The following is a 2,395-nucleotide window of genomic DNA, read 5'->3' on the forward strand; positions in this document are numbered from 1 at the left end:
TTTGGGCGGAAAGTATCATGGGTGCGCTGCGCCGCCAACGGCAAGACCGGCGCGGAGCGTGTCCGCGCCGGTCGTCGTGCTGTCAGGTCGGGCGGGTCAGGCCGTGCGCAGCTCGGCCGCCTCGCCCTGGTCGTTAACTGAAGCGGCGGATGCCCCACCCGGCGGCATCTCGTATGGCATGCTGGTTTCCTTGGAACCAAGTGGAGGGCACACTGATGACGGCGAAGATCAACATGCTGGCGATCGATCCGGCGAAGGGCAGCTTCCAGGTTTGCGCCGTGGGGCCTGAGGGGACGGTTCCATACAACTGAAGTTTGTCTCGGACGCGGCCGGTGATGAGCGACAACCAAGTTGTCCGGCGCCGACAGGCAAGTTGGCCGGTTGGCTCCAGCCGGAGGGCGGGCGTAGCCCGACCGTAGGCTGGCGCCACCGGCGCGGGTCTCTTTACCCGGGGGGGTTGTGTGGGGTGCGGGCCGGTATGGTCGAGGTCTCTGCAACCAAACGGAGATCCGACCGTGCCGGGCATCCCCGTCACCGACCAGCAAGTGAGAGTCTACATGACCGACCGTCGTCATTGCAGCCAGCGTGGCGCAGCCGCCCGAGCAGGGTTCAGCGAGCGTACTGCCCGTCGCCTCGAGGCGGATCCCCGCCCACCGTCGCAGCGCAAGCCCGACCGGGGCCGCACCGTTCCCGATCCGCTCGAGACGGTCTGGGAGACGGTGCTGATGCCAATCCTCAAGCGCGACCCCGCCGTCCAGGCGGTGACGCTTCTGCGGCATCTCCAGATGACCGATCCGGATGCCTTCCCGGACGACCGTGTCCGCAGAACGCTCGAGCGCCGGGTCCGCGACTGGCGCGCCCTGCACGGCCCGGAGCGGGACGTGATCTTCCGACAGACACCCGAGCCGGGCCGCATGGCCCTGTCGGACTTCACCGACACCACCGAGCTGGGCGTGACCGTCGCGGGCCAACCGCTGGCGCATCGCCTCTTCCACTTCGTCCTGGCCTATAGCGGCTGGGAGCATGCCGTTCGCCGGCGGGCTCGGACCGTGTATGATGGTGTGGATACGCCCTCCCGCAACCGCCGGGTCTCGTCGATACTGTCGGGGCAGACGGCAGAGGAGGTAGACCATGGAAACGGCATCCATCATCGCCATCGATCTGGCGAAGAACGTCTTTCACCTTCATGGCGCGAGCGAGAGCGGGGCGGTGGTGGTCCGCAAGACGCAGCGACGGTCGCGTTTGCTGGACTTCGCGGGGTCTCAGCCGGCGTGCATCATCGTCATGGAAGCCTGTGCGACCGCCCACTGGTGGGCGCGGCAGGTCGAGGCGATGGGGCATCGGGTTCGCCTCATTCCGCCGGTCTACGTCAAGCCCTTCCTGAAACGGCAAAGAACGACACGGCGGACGCCGAGGCCATCGCCGAGGCGGCGATGCGGCCCACGATGCGCTTCGTCGCGGTGAAGAGCGAGGCCCGAGCCCGAGCGGGCGATAGTATTCCGGACCCGCGACATGCTGGTCCGTCAGAGGACGCAGACCATCAATGCCCTGCGCGCGCATCTCGCCGAACATGGCGTCGTCGCGCCGGCCGGCGCCGTGAACGTCAAGCGCCTGGCTGATCGCGTCGAGGACGACAGCGCGCCGCTTCAGGATCCGGTTCGGGAGATGGCACGGCGTTATCTCGAGCAGATCGAGGCGCTGACGTCCCGGATCGACGACCTGGAGGCGCGTCTGCGCGAGCTGGCCCGCGCGAGCGCGGATCTGGCCCGCTTGCAGACCATGCCCGGTATCGGGCCGATCACGGCCGTCGCCATCGAGAGCGTCGCGCCGGACCTGCGCACGTTCAGGTCCGGCCGGGATTTCTCGGCGTGGCTCGGTCTCGTACCGCGGCAGCATTCGACGGGCGGCAAACCCCGCCTGGGACGCGTGTCGAAAATGGGACAACGTGACATACGCCGCCTCCTGATCAGTGGCGCGATGTCGGTGATATGCGTGGCGGCCCGGCGCGGCGCGGCGCCAGGGTCCTGGCTCGAACGGATGCTCGCGCGGAAACCGAAGATGCTGGTGGCCATCGCACCGGCCAACCGGATGGCGCGGGCGCTCTGGGCGCTGGCGACACGAGGCGAAGAATTCCGGGCGCCTGCCACCTGATCGACGCGTCAGGCAGGATGTCCGGAGAGCGGGGACGTCTTCGAAGGTAAGGGGAAAGGATCCGAGACGGTCGGGAGCGGGAGACCCGGTGCCGTCCATCGATCGCCCGAGATCAGGTGTGTGATTTGGACCCGCTCCTCGTACGACCATACCGGCCAGCGGCGCCTAGTGCCGCGAAAACAAGGCCTGACACATGGATGAACTCGATCCCGGCTCCGAACCGAAGAAGATATCCTTGCAAAAC

At 67.5% G+C, this 2,395-nt stretch carries 2 pseudogenes; both read left to right on the forward strand.

Annotated elements, in window-relative coordinates:
- Positions 1-818 precede the first annotated feature (818 nt).
- A pseudogene (locus DRV84_RS16340) lies at positions 819-1,028 on the forward strand (IS21 family transposase); the annotation flags it as partial.
- 103 nt (positions 1,029-1,131) lie between these two features.
- A pseudogene (locus tag DRV84_RS15015) lies at positions 1,132-2,151 on the forward strand (IS110 family RNA-guided transposase).
- The last annotated feature ends 244 nt before the right edge of the window (positions 2,152-2,395 follow it).

Source organism: Rhodosalinus sediminis, from assembly GCF_003385555.1.
In the GTDB taxonomy this organism is placed as follows: Bacteria; Pseudomonadota; Alphaproteobacteria; order Rhodobacterales; family Rhodobacteraceae; genus Rhodosalinus; species Rhodosalinus sediminis.